The sequence below is a fragment of the Shimia sp. NS0008-38b genome (assembly GCF_040370365.1).
GTDB lineage: Bacteria > Pseudomonadota > Alphaproteobacteria > Rhodobacterales > Rhodobacteraceae > Shimia.
On sequence record NZ_BAABWQ010000004.1, the window covers coordinates 288,670 to 302,363 of the forward strand.

The following is a 13,694-nucleotide window of genomic DNA, read 5'->3' on the forward strand; positions in this document are numbered from 1 at the left end:
CGGCCAATGCCATATCAACCGCCAACTGGGTTTGCCAAAGAGCGGACGCTCTTTGAGGCCAAAGCCCGGGCACTAAAAAAGCGTCAACAACTGCGACGCCTTGCGTTGATGAGACTCTGGATCCAAGATCCGCGACGCGCTCTAAACCGCGTGCAACGCCGCTTTCATAAAGGCGCGGATCATACCGGCGTCTTTCACACCAGGCGCGCTTTCGACACCTGAGGACAGGTCCAGTTGACGCGCACCGGTCATTTGCATCGCTTCTGCCACATTGTCCACGGTCAACCCACCGGCCAGCATCCACGGGCACGGCCAGTATTTGCGGTTCACCAAACGCCAATCAAACGACAGCCCATTGCCGCCGGGGAGCTCCGCAGTCTTCGGCGGCTTGGCATCCACCAAGAGCTGATCCGCCACAGCCCCGTAGATGTCAATCTTGGCCACGTCTTCAGCATCTGCAATGCCAATAGCCTTCATCACCGGCAGACCATAGCGTGCGCGCACTTCGCCAACACGTTCTGGGCTTTCGTTGCCATGTAGCTGCAACATGTCCAACGGTACCGTCTCAACCAGCTGGTCCAGAAAGGCGTTGTCCGCATTTACCGTCAGCGCCACCTTAGCCACACCAACCGGCACATCGATTGCAAGCATGCGCGCCTGCTCAAGGCCAACGTTGCGCGGTGATTTCTCAAAGAACACAAACCCAACATAGGCTGCACCAGCCTCCGCCGCCGCAGCCACATGTTCAGGCTGTTTGAGCCCGCAAATCTTTACCCGAATGTCCATGAACGTGCCCTACCTGACCGCACGGCCAAAGCAAAGAGGTCAGCTGGCTTCATCCAACAAAGCCAGAACCTCGTCTTTGTTTTCAGCCTCACGGCCTTTCAAACGGCGCACTTCACGTTTGGTCTGATGCAGCTCTTTCTCGGTCTTGCTCTTTTGAGAGCGCATCCGGTGCTCCCGCATCCATTCCCACACAAAACCGATCATCAGCCCGACAACAATGGCGCCAAAAATCACCGCAAACAGTGGCAATTGCGCCGTATGGTTCAGACCCAACAAATCACTGACAGCCCCCGGCAACAGCGTCAGGGTTACGGTGTCGCGATTGGCCAAAGCAACCGCAACCAAAACGACAGCCAAGCTGCCGAGAAACGCATAGCGCACATACCGCATGAGGTTACTTCCCGTTCAATCGGTCCCGCAAAAGTTTGCCGGTCTTAAAAAATGGCACATGTTTCTCATCCACAGCCACCGACTCGCCGGTGCGCGGGTTGCGCCCAGTGCGGGCATCGCGTTGCTTGACGGAGAACGCGCCGAAGCCGCGCAGCTCTACCCGATCACCATGGCTCATGGCCTCTGTGATTTCGTCAAAGATCGTGTTCACAATCCGTTCAACGTCGCGTTGATACAGATGTGGGTTCTCGTCAGCAATTTTTTGAATCAATTCCGAACGGATCATCGGTGTGTATCTCCCTGAGGGCGTGCATGTATTTTTTGCGAGCAACTCAGCAAGACTATAGGAAGAAAGCGGCGAGACGGAAACGGATTCCCTTACTGGAGCGGAGGAAATCCGCCCAATTCCGCAAAAATTCGCCCTTTCTTCAAAAGTTTGGCACGTTTTCACAATCAAAACGCACCCGAAAAAGCATGCAACCCCCGGTGCCGCAACGCAGAGAAGCCATTGATTCGCAACGGAAAGCCTTAAGGACGCTACGACCAATTGATATAAAGGGTGCGTAATCTCAGTGCATCTTGGCCTTGATCCGACGCACAAGCCACCACACCAACAGCACCACAATTGGGGTCAGCGCGGCGGTCATTATCCCCTTACTGATGCCCATCGGACCCGTCAGTGGATAGACAAGGTAACCCGCCAACGAAACGGCATAATAACTGATCGCAACCACCGACAGCCCTTCAACTGTTTCCTGCAGCCTCAGCGCCAAATCCGCTCGTCGATCCATGCTTTCCAACAACGCCTGGTTCTGTGCTGACCGCGCCACCTCGACTTTCGTGCGCAGCAGCTGCGCTGCGCGACCAATCCGCTCCGCCAACGACCCCAGTCGCTGTTCACTGTGCACAACAGTGCGCATTGCCGGATCATAGCGTCGCGTCATAAACTCGCTGAAGGTCTGGCGCCCCTGAAACCTCTCCTCGCGCAGCACCTTTATCCGTTGCTCGACGATGCTGCTATAGGCACTGGTGGCGCCAAATCGAAACGACGTCTCCGCGATCAATTGCTCCACATCACCAGAAAGCTCAAGCAAACTTTGCAGCGTGCCTGCAGGGTCGCCTTTTTCTGCACGCAGCTGACCAACAAGCCGCGCAGCATCTGCCTCAAGCCCACCCAACTGTCCTGCAATCGCCTTGACCCGAAAATAGCCTAGCATTGACATGCTCTTGTAGGTTTCAAGTTCACACAACCGTTGCACCACACGGCCAATCCGTCGTGATCCGGTTTTAGATGCCACAAACACTGCCATATGCTGATGTCCGCTTTGGCCGATCCGAAAATCTGTCGCCACAACGCACGAGCGATCCAAAACATAGTTTGTTGCAACCGCTTCCGGGACAAACCAAGAGCTGATCTGTTCATTCATTTGCGCTTCATCCGGCATCTGCTCAACGCGGATCATTGCAGACGTCACCCGCTGCCCCGGTGACGCTGCCAGCCAATCCTCTGGAAACACATCCAAATCCGCGGGATCAAAAGGGCGCGCGGACACTTTGTCCATGAACACCGTGTAGGTCACAAACTCTGCATGCTGCTCCCACTTAAGAGTATCGCGCCCAATTTGGCCTGTGTAGTGTGTCGCACCCGGCTGTGGATGCGGTGCGCCAAACCGGTCCAACAGATCGTGCAAATGCGCGACTTCTGCTCCGGATTGCTTGCCAACCTGCTGTGGCGGAATCCGCCAGGCGATAAAAACAGCACGACACGGGGCGTCCAAAGTTGGAAACGGGCGCGCATGCAGTTCATTGGCAAGTTTGTAGCGCAACGGATGATCGGTGATGGCGGACATCAGGTACTCCTCTTGCCGCCATCCTTAGACACACACGCCTAAATGTAAATCTTTTTGTTTATTTTCAATATCTTGCCGGAATACCACGGCATACAAAAGTACATTTAGGCCGCAACTTCTTCCTCAAAAACCTCGCGCGCCGCATTCAGTCCGTTGATCGCGGCTGGCAAGCCACCGTACAGCGACATCTGCCAGATCACTTCCGCAATCTCCTCTTGGCTGGCCCCGGCGTGACGCGTGTTGGCAATATTGATTTTTAACTGTGGCCCGGTCTGCCCACCCAGTGCAGTCAGAGCGGCAACGGTGCACAATTGCCGAGTTTTGAGATCCACTACGCCGCGCGTGTAATGGCGACCATAGGCCCACTCAACCAGACTCTCGGCCATATCAGGCACCAGCCCATCATATCGATCTGCCAGAATGCCTTCCACTGTGGGGTTCAAATCCGCAAGGACAGCGCGCCCTCGTTCCAATGCCTTAGACATGTTCAATCTCTCTTTCTAATTTCCTATAAAGGTTCACTTTTTGATCCATCAAAGCGAGTGTATCCTGCAACGTTGACAGCTGACTGCGGATCGCTTCCCGATGGGTTTCCAACATCTCACGACGCGCCTTTAAGGTGCTGTCACCTGCGGCCCTCAATTGCGCATATCGCACACGGTCTGCTTGCTTCATGCCTGTGGCGTTGAGTTGCCCAATGAAGCGAATCCACTTGAGGACCTCCTCGCCGTAGTCACGCCGTCCGGCGTCATCACGTGGTGGCGGTTCAATGAGGCCGATCTTTTCGTAAAATCGTAGAGTGTCGACACTGAGCCCCGTCGCATTGGCCACTTCTGAAATGCGCATCAGACCCTCCTTTCTTATGAGTCGCACAACCATACGAGTTGGAGTGCACTCCAGCTCAAGCACTATTTTCAGAAAGAGAGTTGTCGGCCAGCAGACGCTGACGTTTGGAAGACGTCAGACGCACCGATTGGGTTGAAAACCCTAAAGCATCTCGCGCAAAGCCTGCCAAACCAACCTTGGCTTCAGCCAGGAAATCATGCGTGTATCCACTGGTTGACCCGCCTTGATAGTCCCGAGCACCTCAGCGGACATCGCGCCATCCTCCAACGGGTCCGCAGACCACAGCGTAAAGTCGGCCTGTTTTCCCACGGAGATTGTGCCCAGTGTGTCCCCTTGGCGCAGCTGCCACGCCGCTTCACGCGTCATGGCGGCAAGAGCTGCCTCTTTGGAAATTGCCTGCGCAATTCCGGTGGGGCCGTCCCCGTGCAGACCTTGCCGCGTGACAGCGGTGCGCAACGTCTGCGTTGGGTCAATTGGTGTGGCCGGATGGTCCCCGTGAAGGCTCACCGAGGCTCCCGCCGCAAGCGCGTCTGCCATTGGCATATACCGCTCCGCCCGAGGCACCCCAAACAACAGCGGCAACACATGCCCATAATAAGTCACATGATCCACAAAGAAGCTCAGACTGACCCCAAGAGCGACCGCCCGCTCTATTTGTACCTTTGTTATTAGGGCGTTGTGTTCCAAACGATGGTGTAGACCCGGCTGCGGATGGCGCGTCTGAAGCTCTGTGATACCGTCCAATGCGCGATCCACAGCCCGCTCGCCCTGCACATGTAGTGCAAGCTGTGCACCCACTTGCTGAAGGGGCAGCGCCAGATCTACAAAGTCGGCTTTGCCCATCATCACCGGCGCTTTCTGTCCCGCTGGAATGCCCAGAAAGCTGTTTACAAGTTGGGTCCTTGCGTAGGGTGACGCCGTGGCCGCGCCGCCGGTAAATGGGGACCCGTCGAGCCAGAGTTTGACGCCCAAAACAGCAAAGTCCATGTTCCCGCCAAATGGATGCTCCCCATGTTGGTCCTGCAACAAATACACAAAGCTGCGCAACACGCTCCTTGGCTCAGTGCTCAATGTCTGCAAAAGGCCCACCGGATCGTCGTGCCGCCCAACAGCCCCCGTAACGCCAATTGTGGTGAACCCCGCCTGCGCGTATTTTGCGAACTGCCGCCGCACCAACAGCTCTACCACCGCAGACGAAGCCGACGGGATTTTGGAGACCACGCTGTTCACTGCGGCTGTCTCATGCAGATGGTTGCCTGCGATCTGCACCCCAGCCGCCTCTTTCGCAGCGGTGTTGATATAGGCGTCGTGCAACATCTGAGACAGGATCAACATCGGCCTGTCCGGCGCAATCGCATCCAGTTCTTCCAACGTTGGCGGCAGCATGCCCGGAAACGCCACCGGATCCCAACCAAACGCCACAATCCAAGGGGTGATCGCCCGTTTTCCCGCCGCCTCTTCCAAGGCTGCCATAATCGACTCACGGCCTGTATGGCTAAAGGCGCTGACGTCTAATGTTGCGCCCAACAATGCCGCTGCAATCGGGTGGGTGTGCGGCTCCACCAATCCCGGCGTGATCACGGCACTTCGATGCACAACCGGCACATCAAATTGCGCAGCCAAGGCCTCTGCGTCTCCAACTGCGGCAATCTCGCCTTCGGACACCAATACGGCCTGCGCATAGGGCGGGTCAGAGGCCAGAGTGAGGATACGATCCGCGCTCAAAATATAGCGCTCAGGCAAACTTTCAGGCTGCGCCATCCAGAAATAGCCCACAAAAGCCATCAGAACCCCGCCCAACAGCAGCGAGACAAACGCGCGCATCACACCTTACTCCCCCAAGAATTGAACAAATCCTGCCCATTCCCGCCTAACCTGTCTAGCCCGACGTCGCGTCGCCCAAAACCATTTCTGATCAACCTCTTGTCACGTCTCAGGTTTGTCCGTAGCCTGCGTGCGCGGTCCACTTAGGGGTCGCAACGTTCTCAGGGCGGGGTGCAATTCCCCACCGGCGGTAAGCAGCGCTCCTGTAAGCCCGCGAGCGGCATCTTTTGGATGCGTCCACGGCCCAAAAAGTGGGTACCGGTTTTCGGACCAAGCTGTGGAGCCAACAAAGGTGTGTCAGCAGATCAGGTGTAACTCCTGAGCCGACGGTGACAGTCCGGATGAAAGAGAGCGGGAAGAGACCAACAGTGCGCCGCTTGCGGCGCGGCTGTTTGGTGTTGTCCTGTCTGCCTTGGGTCATGGGTTAGAAGAAAGGACAACTGCCATGACTCGCATTCTTGCAAACTTCAGCCCGGCAACCGCCGGCGCATGTCTGATGATCTTTGCCGGCCTCTTGTTCGCGCTGGTCAACACCATGGTGCAATGGGGCGCCATGAAACTGGGGCTTCCCCCCACGCGCATTGCGTTTTGGCAATACCTCATCGCCACCCTCTGGTTTGTGCCTTGGACGCTTTGGCACAATCCGCACGCGCTGCGCACAGCCGTCTTGCCCAAACACATCTTACGCGTTGGCTTTGCGGTGATTGGTGTGCAGCTTTGGGTCACGGGCCTTGCTTATGTCCCTATCTGGCAAGCCATCGCTCTGATTATGTTGTCGCCATTTTTTGTCACCGCCTGTGCTGGGCTCTGGCTTGGCGAAACCATCTCGCTGCAACGTTGGGCTGCTGTGGCCACAGGATTTGTTGGCGGGATGATCATCTTGGCGCCTTGGTCTGACGCTTTCACCTACCATGCGCTCTATCCTGTGGGTGCCGCAATCTTTTGGGGGCTGACCAGCCTGATGACCAAGGAAATGAGTGCGCAAGAAAACCCCACCACGCTCACACTCTATTTGTTGATGCTGCTGACACCCGTCAATGCGGTGCTGTCTTTGGATGCAGGTCTTGGGTTTGAAACGGGCACAACCGGGATTTTGCTTGTCTGTGCCGGGCTATGTACCGCTGTGGCGCAATACGCTTTGGCGCGCGCCTATAGCGTTGCGGACGCGGCCTATCTGCAGCCGTTTGACCACCTAAAGCTTCCGTTCAACGTTGGTTTGGGCCTGTTGGTCTTTGGCTATGCACCGCCCGGAAGTCTGTGGCTGGGAGCCGCGCTCATCGTGGCTGCATCTTTCTCGCTCTTGATACAAGAGGCGCGTCAGCAAGCCGCCTAACCCTCCCGCCCAAAACACGTTTGGTTGGGCATGGCTCAAGGCCGTCGGCCTTGAGCCTGAGGGGCGCTGCCCCTGACACAGCAGGCTGTGTCCACCCCGAAGTGTTTGACACCAAAAGAGGCATGACATGCGCCTTCTTCTGTTGCCCAAACATCAAAGGACAAAAGAAAAAGGCGCCCCAGAAGGACGCCTTTTCAGAGTTTTTTGTTTCTGCGATTACTCGATCATGCCCAACAGCTTATCGAGGCTGGCTTTCGCGTCACCATAGAACATCCGAGTGTTCTCTTTGAAGAACAGCGGGTTTTCGATGCCCGAATACCCGGTCCCTTGCCCACGTTTGGAGACAAACACCTGTTTGGCTTTCCAGCATTCCAGAACCGGCATACCCGCGATGGGGCTGTTTGGATCCTCTTGTGCCGCCGGGTTCACGATGTCGTTGGACCCAATCACGATGGCCACATCCGTTTCCGGGAAGTCATCGTTGATCTCATCCATCTCCAGCACGATGTCATATGGCACCTTCGCTTCCGCCAAGAGCACGTTCATGTGCCCGGGCAGACGACCAGCCACAGGGTGGATCGCAAAGCGCACAGTCTTGCCTTTGGCCCGCAAGCGACGGGTCAACTCCGCCACGTTCTGCTGGGCTTGCGCCACTGCCATGCCGTAGCCCGGAATGATGACAACACTGTCCGCATCTTCCAAGGCAGCCGCCACACCGTCAGCCTCAATCGCAATCTGCTCGCCCTCGACTTCCATCGCAGGCCCAGTGGTGCCACCAAAGCCGCCCAGGATCACCGAGACAAAGCTGCGGTTCATGGCCTTACACATGATGTAGGACAGGATCGCACCAGAGGAGCCCACAAGTGCCCCCACCACAATCAACAGATCGTTGCCAAGGCTGAAACCAATCGCCGCCGCTGCCCAGCCAGAGTAGCTGTTGAGCATAGAGACCACGACAGGCATGTCGGCGCCGCCAATGCCCATGATCAGGTGATATCCGATGAACAGCGCTGCTGCGGTCAGGATCAGCAATGGCAACACTCCACCGCTGTTGAGATACCAGATCAAGCAGATCACAGAGAGAGCTGCCGCCCCGGCATTCAGCATATGACCGCCCGGCAGTTTTTCCGCATTGGACGACACTTTGCCCGACAGTTTGCCATAGGCAATCACGGAGCCCGTAAACGTCACCGCACCAATCCACACACCCAGCGCCAGTTCGACGCGCAAGATATTGATCTCAACGCCGTCTTTCTTGGCCAGCAAGGCCGCAAAGCCATCAAGACCTTTCTTGGCGGCCTCGTCCATACCGGCCACATTTCCCAGCTCGATATGGGCGCTATAGCCCACAAACACAGCCGCCAAACCGACCAATGCATGCATGCCAGCCACCAATTCTGGCATCTGGGTCATCTCGACCTTTGACGCCAATTGATAGCCAATCAGCCCGCCACCAGCGATCAGCAAGATCGACAGAAGCCACAGACCAGAGCCCGGCCCGATCAGCGTTGCAAACACAGCAAGCGCCATGCCTGAAATGCCGTACCACACCGCGCGTTTGGCGCTTTCTTGATTGCTCAGACCACCCAAAGACAGGATGAAGAGCACTGCCGCAACGACGTATGCAGCGGTTGTAAAACCAAATTCCATTGCTCTGACCTCCTTAGGATTTCTGGAACATGGCGAGCATGCGCCGTGTCACAAGGAAACCACCGAAAATATTGATCCCGGCCATGAAAATCGACAATCCTGCAAGCAAAATCACCAGCCAGCTGCCAGAGCCGACTTGCATCAATGCACCAAGGATAATGATCGACGAAATCGCGTTGGTCACCGCCATCAATGGTGTGTGCAGCGAGTGCGCCACGCCCCAGATCACCTGGAAGCCCACAAAACACGCCAGCACAAACACGATGAAGTGCTGCATGAAGCTTGCGGGTGCCACCAACCCCAGCAGCAAGATCAAAGCACCACCGCCAGCCAGCAGTGTCACTTGCTGTTTGGTCGCCTGTTTGAACGCTGCCACTTCGGCCGCGCGCTTTTCTTCAGGTGTCAGTTCCGGCACCACCTCTTTAGGTTTGGCCGCAATTGCAGCCACCTTTGGTGGGGGTGGCGGGAAGGTGATGTCACCTTCAAACGTCACCGTCGCGCCACGGATCACATCGTCTTCCATGTCATGGTTGATCTGGCCGTCTTTCTCAGGGGTCAAATCGGTCATCATGTGACGGATGTTGGTCGCGTAAAGGCTGGACGACTGCGCCGCCATACGTGATGGGAAGTCCGTGTAGCCGATAATGGTCACGCCATTCTCGGTCACAATTTTCTCGTCCATCACGGTCAGCTTACAGTTGCCGCCCTTTTCCGCTGCCAAATCGACAATCACCGACCCCGGCTTCATCGACGCAACCATGTCTTCGGTCCAAAGCTCCGGCGCTTCGCGGTTCGGAATGAGCGCCGTGGTGATCACAATGTCCACGTCCGGTGCCAGCTCGCGGAACTTCGCCAACTGCGCATCGCGGAATTCAGGGCTCGACACGGACGCATAGCCCCCCGTTGCCGCGCCATCCGCCTGCTCTTCTTCAAAATCGAGGTACACAAACTCTGCACCCATCGATTCAACCTGCTCCGCCACTTCGGGTCGCACATCAAACGCATAGGTGATCGCACCCAGCGATGTTGAGGTGCCAATGGCAGCCAGACCCGCCACGCCCGCGCCCACAACCAACACTTTGGCCGGGGGCACTTTGCCAGCAGCTGTGATCTGGCCGGTGAAAAAACGACCAAAATTGTTGCCGGCTTCAATCACCGCACGATAGCCCGCGATGTTGGCCATCGAGCTCAGCGCGTCCATTTTCTGCGCGCGCGAGATACGTGGCACCATTTCCATGGCGATCACATTGGCGCCTTTGGCCTTGGCCGCCGCCATTCCGTCTTCATTGCCCGCGGGGTTGAAGAACGAAATCAACGTCTTGGTTTTGGTCAGGCGTTTCAGCTCTGTCTCGTTGGGCTGTCGCACTTTGGCGACGATATCGCTGGCCTTCCAAAGCGCCGCTGCGGTTTTAACAACCTCAACGCCTGCCGCCTCGTATGTGGCGTCCGAAAACCCTGCACCGGCACCGGCACCACTTTCAATGGCGCACTCATAACCGAGCTTCTGGAGCTGTTTGGCGCTGTCCGGCGTCATCGCGACCCGGTTTTCACCGTCAAACACCTCTTTTGGTGTACCTATTTTCACCTTTCTTATCCCCCTTAAGAGTCAGAGCAATAATGTTTCACGCAGACCGTGCTGCACTTGCATAATATTTTAACGACACCTGAATTGCTGCACAAGCAAACAAGCGCCCTTCCGTGTTACTACGACGCAACGGCATCACACCCATCTGCGCACCTTCTCGCAATAGCGTGCAAAATCCATGCGAAATGTTCTGCGCAGCCGGTTCTCTTCCGGAATGACAAACCGCCGCTCCAGCATCCAAAGGAACACAGGCACCATAATTAGGGCCAAAACAGCATCCCAGTAGAGGATGAACCCTGCAAGGATCATCACATCTGCGAGATAGATTGGATTTCGACTGCGTTTAAAAATGCCACTTTGCACAAGGCGTGCACTGTCTTGATGCGGATGGAGTGTGGTTTGATGGCGCCGCATTTCGGTGACGGCCAAAACCACCAGTACAACGCCACCACCGACCAAAAGACCGCCAAGCAGATCGGCCCAAACCGGTCCAAAGCTTAATCCCATGGGAAAGTGGTGCACCTGTAGCCAAGCAATCAAAAGCGCCACCACAAGCCAGACCGGCGGCACGTCAAAAAAACGCCGACTTGCGGTCTCGGTCATGCACAGGCTCCTCAACTGGCTTGCGACGCTTCGTGCGTCTGTGGCCGACGCAAAAAGCGTCTCCCCCGGTGTAGCGATGTTTGAAGGCGACGCAACGACACAAATCGCTGCAAGCGTCAAAAAGGACAGAATGTCTGCTCTTTCAGAGATATTGAAACCAAAACAACACAATCTATACCCGGAACATGCCGCTGTTCTAATGCGTTGCTGCCATAATGACGGTGCGGCAGTTTCCGTCAGCCCGTCTTGTTTGAAGCGACCTGCCCGATACTGTCATTGCAAAGATTTTAGGGAGATAAGGTCATGTCACTGCACGGCAAACACGCATTGGTCACAGGTGGTGGCACTGGAATCGGATTGGCCATTGCCAAAGCCTTGGCCGCAGAAGGCGCACAAGTCACCATCACGGGACGTCGTTTGAGTGTTTTGGAAGACGCCGCCACCGACGGGTTGCATCCGCTCGCCATGGACGTGGCGCAAGAAGCATCCGTTGTCGACGGCGTGGCCACCGCAGTCGCCGCGCGCGGACCCATTCAGATCTGCGTCGCCAATGCGGGCATCGCCGAAGGCCGCGCGCTGCACAAAACCGATATGGAGTTCTGGCGCAAAATGATGTCGATCAACATCGACGGCGTCTTTCTCACCATCCGCGAAAGCCTCAAATCCATGACACAAACCGATTGGGGGCGCGTTATGGTGATTTCTTCAATTGCTGGACTGCGCGGCCTGAAAGGAGCTCCGGCCTATTCAACCTCCAAACACGCCGTCAATGGCATGATCAAGTCACTGGCCGCGGACTATGCAAAACAGCCAATCACCTTCAACTCCATCTGCCCTGCCTATGTGGAAACACCCATTATCGACCAAAACATCGAAAGCATCATGGCGCGCACCGGATGCACAGAGGAAGAGGCACGACATATGATGGTGGGCGTGAACCCACATGGCCGCCTCATCAAGCCGGAAGAGGTCGCCCACACCGCACTTTACCTGTGCTCTGACATGGCCGATTCCATCCGGGGTCAGATGGTGCAAGTGTCAGGGGGAGACATGTAGCACTCACCCGCAACACTGGGAGGATTGCGAGACCTTCGGCACACAACATGCAGCTGTTTGGCCGGCCTGTAGCGCGGCCAAGCCGCGCTGTTGTGGCTTACACACTGCGCCCGTTTCGCCAAGCTGCACGACCACACGCCCGCTTTCGTGAGCCACATTCGCAATCGACAGCAGCCGCAGCGCCGCATTGTTGTGACCAAACTCCACCATAAGCGGCACGTCCGCCAATTCCGGCACCGCCGTCAGGCTCTGCTCGACGATCGCGCAGAATTTGCCAACCCGCATATGGGCTGCGCCGTTGCCGTCCAATAGCTGTAGACGCGCGTCTTGCCAGGTCTCAATCACACCACCGCAATCAATTCCCGTGGCCTGCGAGTGGCGCAACTCGGTCACGTGGTAACCAGCTCCAATTTCGCCCTCGTCGGTGACAAACACCAAAGGGTCATCTGCACCCTGCCCCTGCAGTTCCGCCAACAATTTTGCAAAAGATGTCATCGCGCAACCTTTCATTTCAACGATTCTTGAAATAATATATCAAAGATCGACATTATTTCAAGAGGTGTTGAAATATGACTGAAACCCAAGCCGCGCTCTTGTTCGCCGCGCTTTCAAATGCTGACCGTCTTCTGGTCTTGCGAACCTTGGTTGAGGCAGGGCCCGACGGTATGAAGGCCGGTGGTATCGCCACGCAAATTGGCGCCAGCCCGTCGCGCGCTTCTTTTCACCTCGCCGCCTTATCGGACGCAGGCTTGGTCAAAAGAGAACGCCAATCCCGCAGCCAGACCTATCGGATCGACTTTGATCAGATCGGCGGGTTGATGCGGTTCCTTTTGGAGGACTGCTGCAAAGGCAACGCCACCCTCAAGACCTGTTGCGGCTCCAACTGACACCCCGTTTTCTAAAGGTCGCGCCACGACTCATGTCCAGAATCCTGACATAGGTGGCGCAAGCCCCAACTCTAGGTAAGCAAGACCGCGCTGACAGAGCGGTCACAACAGGGCCATGCGCAAACACGCCGATCCACCAAAAGCAGCATGGCAAGCCACCGCTGCCGTTCGGCCACTCCTTGCCACTTCTGCGCCGTCTGCGTTGGGTTACACAAACGCTTTAAACTCAAAGACATCTTGCATGCATCGAGCAATCCGGACTTTCTCGCAGCGGAGTTTTGCCGATGCCCTCCGGCAAGGCATCGCCACTGGCAATATCCCGCATACCATTGATATTGATCAATATTTTTTGAAGGCACATCTTATGAACACACGAAAGGATGTGCCTTTTGTGGTTTAGTTTAGGAGAAACAACATGCGTAAATTTTCTATTAGCCTACTGGCCGCCAGCCTGGTCGCAGCCCCAGCTTTTGCCCTGACCGTGTCTGAAATAGATGCAGACGGCGACAGTCTGATCTCATTTGATGAGATGCTGGTGGTCTACCCCGACCTGACCAGCGAGGCGTTTGACGCCGTTGACAGCAGCGGTGACAGCTATGTTGACGCCTTCGAACTGAGTGCAGCGTTAGACTCAGGTCTGATCGTCCCACCTGCGCAGTAGGCCTTTGGGTGAATGATCCGTTCAATGACAAAGGAGCACAGAATGGCTCTCAGCACCAAACCCGTCAAACCCGGCGTTCGCTGGCTTAAAGCAGGCGCGGTTGTGGCCGCCGTCATCTTGCTTGGGGCTCTCGGCCTCTCAAGCTTGACCTCCGATCAGGGCACGCCAAATGACATTCCCCCAGATGTCGTGCCCTCTCAGGGAGAAGGCGAATAACCTTTTG

At 56.3% G+C, this 13,694-nt stretch carries 16 protein-coding genes and 1 riboswitch; of the genes, 5 read left to right on the forward strand and 11 right to left on the reverse strand.

Annotated features, from left to right (window positions below; genetic code table 11):
* Positions 1-141: 141 nt before the first annotated feature.
* From ABWV47_RS18140 to ABWV47_RS18170, 7 genes are all read right to left on the reverse strand, one after another.
* Positions 142-786 carry a phosphoribosylanthranilate isomerase gene (locus ABWV47_RS18140; protein WP_353314458.1) on the reverse strand — a complete coding sequence of 215 codons (645 nt, stop codon included), beginning with the start codon at positions 784-786 and terminating at the stop codon, positions 142-144.
* Positions 787-825: 39 nt separating this feature from the next.
* On the reverse strand, positions 826-1,176 hold the full coding sequence (locus ABWV47_RS18145) for a lipopolysaccharide assembly protein LapA domain-containing protein (RefSeq protein WP_353314460.1): 351 nt from the start codon (positions 1,174-1,176) through the stop codon (positions 826-828).
* Positions 1,177-1,180: 4 nt separating this feature from the next.
* Positions 1,181-1,462, reverse strand: coding sequence for an integration host factor subunit beta (ihfB, locus tag ABWV47_RS18150; RefSeq protein ID WP_353314461.1), 282 nt, complete (start codon positions 1,460-1,462; stop codon positions 1,181-1,183).
* A gap of 283 nt (positions 1,463-1,745) precedes the next feature.
* The gene (locus ABWV47_RS18155; RefSeq protein ID WP_353314463.1) at positions 1,746-3,026 is read right to left on the reverse strand and encodes a DUF3422 family protein; all 1,281 of its coding nucleotides are present in this window, start codon (positions 3,024-3,026) and stop codon (positions 1,746-1,748) included.
* Between the two features lie 104 nt (positions 3,027-3,130).
* Positions 3,131-3,511 carry a carboxymuconolactone decarboxylase family protein gene (locus ABWV47_RS18160; RefSeq protein ID WP_353314465.1) on the reverse strand — a complete coding sequence of 127 codons (381 nt, stop codon included), beginning with the start codon at positions 3,509-3,511 and terminating at the stop codon, positions 3,131-3,133.
* On the reverse strand, positions 3,504-3,872 hold the full coding sequence (locus ABWV47_RS18165) for a MerR family transcriptional regulator (protein ID WP_353314467.1): 369 nt from the start codon (positions 3,870-3,872) through the stop codon (positions 3,504-3,506). Before ABWV47_RS18165 ends, ABWV47_RS18160 begins: the two co-directional genes overlap by 8 nt.
* Positions 3,873-4,013: 141 nt before the next feature.
* Positions 4,014-5,696: an amidohydrolase gene (locus ABWV47_RS18170; protein ID WP_353314469.1), complete on the reverse strand. Its 1,683-nt coding sequence runs from the start codon at positions 5,694-5,696 to the stop codon at positions 4,014-4,016.
* Between the two features lie 153 nt (positions 5,697-5,849).
* Positions 5,850-6,053: riboswitch (FMN riboswitch) on the forward strand.
* Positions 6,054-6,141: 88 nt separating this feature from the next.
* On the opposite strand from ABWV47_RS18170, the gene ABWV47_RS18175 reads away from it, so the two are divergent.
* On the forward strand, positions 6,142-7,029 hold the full coding sequence (locus ABWV47_RS18175; protein WP_353314471.1) for a DMT family transporter: 888 nt from the start codon (positions 6,142-6,144) through the stop codon (positions 7,027-7,029).
* 216 nt (positions 7,030-7,245) lie between these two features.
* Here the strand turns inward: ABWV47_RS18175 and ABWV47_RS18180 are convergent, their stop codons facing one another.
* The 3 genes from ABWV47_RS18180 to ABWV47_RS18190 all read right to left on the reverse strand — a co-directional run bounded on the left by ABWV47_RS18180 (position 7,246) and on the right by ABWV47_RS18190 (position 10,867).
* Positions 7,246-8,679 (reverse strand): NAD(P)(+) transhydrogenase (Re/Si-specific) subunit beta, encoded by a 1,434-nt coding sequence (locus tag ABWV47_RS18180; RefSeq protein ID WP_353314473.1) that lies wholly within the window; start codon positions 8,677-8,679, stop codon positions 7,246-7,248.
* A gap of 13 nt (positions 8,680-8,692) precedes the next feature.
* The gene (locus ABWV47_RS18185) at positions 8,693-10,264 is read right to left on the reverse strand and encodes a Re/Si-specific NAD(P)(+) transhydrogenase subunit alpha (RefSeq protein ID WP_353314475.1); all 1,572 of its coding nucleotides are present in this window, start codon (positions 10,262-10,264) and stop codon (positions 8,693-8,695) included.
* A gap of 135 nt (positions 10,265-10,399) precedes the next feature.
* A complete protein-coding gene (locus ABWV47_RS18190) occupies positions 10,400-10,867 on the reverse strand; it encodes a methyltransferase family protein (RefSeq protein ID WP_353314477.1) in 468 nt (155 codons plus the stop codon).
* 303 nt (positions 10,868-11,170) lie between these two features.
* On the opposite strand from ABWV47_RS18190, the gene ABWV47_RS18195 reads away from it, so the two are divergent.
* Positions 11,171-11,923: an SDR family NAD(P)-dependent oxidoreductase gene (locus ABWV47_RS18195; RefSeq protein ID WP_353314479.1), complete on the forward strand. Its 753-nt coding sequence runs from the start codon at positions 11,171-11,173 to the stop codon at positions 11,921-11,923.
* A gap of 3 nt (positions 11,924-11,926) precedes the next feature.
* Here the strand turns inward: ABWV47_RS18195 and ABWV47_RS18200 are convergent, their stop codons facing one another.
* Complete coding sequence (locus tag ABWV47_RS18200) at positions 11,927-12,418, reverse strand: DUF6428 family protein (RefSeq protein WP_353314481.1); 492 nt, start codon at positions 12,416-12,418, stop codon at positions 11,927-11,929.
* Positions 12,419-12,492: 74 nt separating this feature from the next.
* On the opposite strand from ABWV47_RS18200, the gene ABWV47_RS18205 reads away from it, so the two are divergent.
* From ABWV47_RS18205 to ABWV47_RS18215, 3 genes are all read left to right on the forward strand, one after another.
* Positions 12,493-12,810, forward strand: coding sequence for an ArsR/SmtB family transcription factor (locus ABWV47_RS18205; RefSeq protein WP_353314483.1), 318 nt, complete (start codon positions 12,493-12,495; stop codon positions 12,808-12,810).
* A gap of 415 nt (positions 12,811-13,225) precedes the next feature.
* On the forward strand, positions 13,226-13,471 hold the full coding sequence (locus ABWV47_RS18210; RefSeq protein ID WP_353314485.1) for an EF-hand domain-containing protein: 246 nt from the start codon (positions 13,226-13,228) through the stop codon (positions 13,469-13,471).
* Positions 13,472-13,513: 42 nt separating this feature from the next.
* A complete protein-coding gene (locus ABWV47_RS18215) occupies positions 13,514-13,687 on the forward strand; it encodes a hypothetical protein (RefSeq protein WP_353314487.1) in 174 nt (57 codons plus the stop codon).
* Positions 13,688-13,694 lie beyond the last annotated feature (7 nt).

Bases quoted from the DNA above. Each gene is read 5' to 3' on its own strand.
- ABWV47_RS18140 (WP_353314458.1), bottom strand. From the start codon at position 786: ATGGACATTCGGGTAAAGATTTGCGGGCTCAAACAGCCTGAACATGTG.
- ABWV47_RS18145 (WP_353314460.1), bottom strand. From the start codon at position 1,176: ATGCGGTATGTGCGCTATGCGTTTCTCGGCAGCTTGGCTGTCGTTTTG.
- ihfB (WP_353314461.1), bottom strand. From the start codon at position 1,462: ATGATCCGTTCGGAATTGATTCAAAAAATTGCTGACGAGAACCCACAT.
- ABWV47_RS18155 (WP_353314463.1), bottom strand. From the start codon at position 3,026: ATGTCCGCCATCACCGATCATCCGTTGCGCTACAAACTTGCCAATGAA.
- ABWV47_RS18160 (WP_353314465.1), bottom strand. From the start codon at position 3,511: ATGTCTAAGGCATTGGAACGAGGGCGCGCTGTCCTTGCGGATTTGAAC.
- ABWV47_RS18165 (WP_353314467.1), bottom strand. From the start codon at position 3,872: ATGCGCATTTCAGAAGTGGCCAATGCGACGGGGCTCAGTGTCGACACT.
- ABWV47_RS18170 (WP_353314469.1), bottom strand. From the start codon at position 5,696: ATGCGCGCGTTTGTCTCGCTGCTGTTGGGCGGGGTTCTGATGGCTTTT.
- ABWV47_RS18175 (WP_353314471.1), top strand. From the start codon at position 6,142: ATGACTCGCATTCTTGCAAACTTCAGCCCGGCAACCGCCGGCGCATGT.
- ABWV47_RS18180 (WP_353314473.1), bottom strand. From the start codon at position 8,679: ATGGAATTTGGTTTTACAACCGCTGCATACGTCGTTGCGGCAGTGCTC.
- ABWV47_RS18190 (WP_353314477.1), bottom strand. From the start codon at position 10,867: ATGACCGAGACCGCAAGTCGGCGTTTTTTTGACGTGCCGCCGGTCTGG.
- ABWV47_RS18195 (WP_353314479.1), top strand. From the start codon at position 11,171: ATGTCACTGCACGGCAAACACGCATTGGTCACAGGTGGTGGCACTGGA.
- ABWV47_RS18200 (WP_353314481.1), bottom strand. From the start codon at position 12,418: ATGACATCTTTTGCAAAATTGTTGGCGGAACTGCAGGGGCAGGGTGCA.
- ABWV47_RS18205 (WP_353314483.1), top strand. From the start codon at position 12,493: ATGACTGAAACCCAAGCCGCGCTCTTGTTCGCCGCGCTTTCAAATGCT.
- ABWV47_RS18210 (WP_353314485.1), top strand. From the start codon at position 13,226: ATGCGTAAATTTTCTATTAGCCTACTGGCCGCCAGCCTGGTCGCAGCC.
- ABWV47_RS18215 (WP_353314487.1), top strand. From the start codon at position 13,514: ATGGCTCTCAGCACCAAACCCGTCAAACCCGGCGTTCGCTGGCTTAAA.